General features: G+C 73.3%; 1 protein-coding gene and 1 pseudogene. Both read right to left on the bottom strand.

Annotated elements, in window-relative coordinates:
* Positions 1-429, bottom strand: a pseudogene (locus tag JNW91_RS31415) (transketolase); the annotation flags it as partial.
* Between the two features lie 51 nt (positions 430-480).
* Entirely contained in the window at positions 481-960 is a 480-nt protein-coding gene (locus JNW91_RS31410) for a MarR family winged helix-turn-helix transcriptional regulator (RefSeq protein WP_407664421.1), read from the bottom strand.
* Between the last annotated feature and the right edge of the window lie 346 nt (positions 961-1,306).

Below are 1,306 nucleotides of genomic sequence, written 5' to 3'. Positions count from 1 at the left end.
CTCGGCCTCGGCGGTCGGCTTCAGGTCGGCGGCCGGCTCTGTGGTCAGGTCCGGCTCGGCCGCGTCGGTCGGGGCGGTGTGGCCGGCGGCCTGAGCCGCGCGCACGCAGTAGAACGCCCCGGAGCGGTAGTGCAGCAGGGCCGGGTCGGTGGGGCGCAGCGCGGCGGCGACCGCCGCGTTGCCCTCGTGCCCGGCCGAGCCGATGGTGTAGAAACCCTCCCCGAAACTGCGCAGCCAACGACCGGCGAGGTCGAGCTGTCGGCTGGTCACCTGCGCGTCGAACAGGTCCAGCAGTCGCGCACCGGTCAGCGGGGCGTCGTCGGTGACCGGGTCGGCGGGGTCACGCCGCCGTGGCGCGGCGGGCAGCGTCGCCAGCGTCTCCCGGAACCGGTCGTCGAGATCTTGCGGGGTGGTCACGTCCGACAGCATTACCGACGCGAGCCCTGGTCGCCCAGTGGGACACGGCCGACGCGGGTCGACTCACTCCGAGTCGCACAGCTCCGGACAGCCGCCGTCGGACACCTTCCACACCAGGTCGCGCAGGGTGGACAGCTCCTGATCACTGAGCCCGGCCAGGAGTCGGGAGTCGGACATCACCTCGGTCACCCGGTCCCGCACACCCCGACCGTCAGCGGTCACCACGAGGGTCTTCTGCCGGCGGTCCGCCGGGTCGGTACGACGCTCGACCAGGCCGACCTGCTCCAGCCTGTCGACCAGCGCCGTCACGTTGGACCGGTCACAGCCCAGCCGATCGGCGAGGTCGCGGGCCGGCAGGGGACGGTCCGGGTCCAGTTCGTGCAGCGCCCGAGCCGTCGCCGGGGTGAGCCCCAGCTCGGCGAACGCGGTGCCCTGCTGGTGTCGCAGGGAGGCGGTCAGGTGCGCCATCCGGCGCATCACGTCGGCCGCGAGGCCGGACCGGTCCACCGGTCGACCCGCTGCGGAAACCACCTCCTGCGCCACCGCCACATCGTACGCACGGCGGCGACCGCCCAGCTCAGCGAGCAGGGGACGTTCCCGGCGCCCGTGAGCCGTGAGCCGTGCGACGCTTCAAGATCCGCACAACATCAGGGAAGTGCCGCCTCGGCACCCGTGTAGGCAGCACTTTCCGGGTAGTTGCGCGGATCGTGACGCCGGACGGCGGCGCTGGTCCCGTGTTCGGCCCCTCCCGCCCCCATGATCGCGCTGCAACACGGAAGTAGTGGCCTCCCGCCGGCGCGACACCACCAGATCAATGATCGAGCACGATCTTGGCGCGCGGGGCGGGCGGGGCGGCCCGCCGGCGGGGCGGCGAGGCGACGAGACGGGG

Source organism: Micromonospora parastrephiae (assembly GCF_016802865.1).
In the GTDB taxonomy this organism is placed as follows: Bacteria; Actinomycetota; Actinomycetes; order Mycobacteriales; family Micromonosporaceae; genus Micromonospora; species Micromonospora parastrephiae.
The sequence above is the reverse complement of the archived record's forward strand: the minus strand, read 5'-3'. Positions and strand labels throughout refer to the sequence as shown.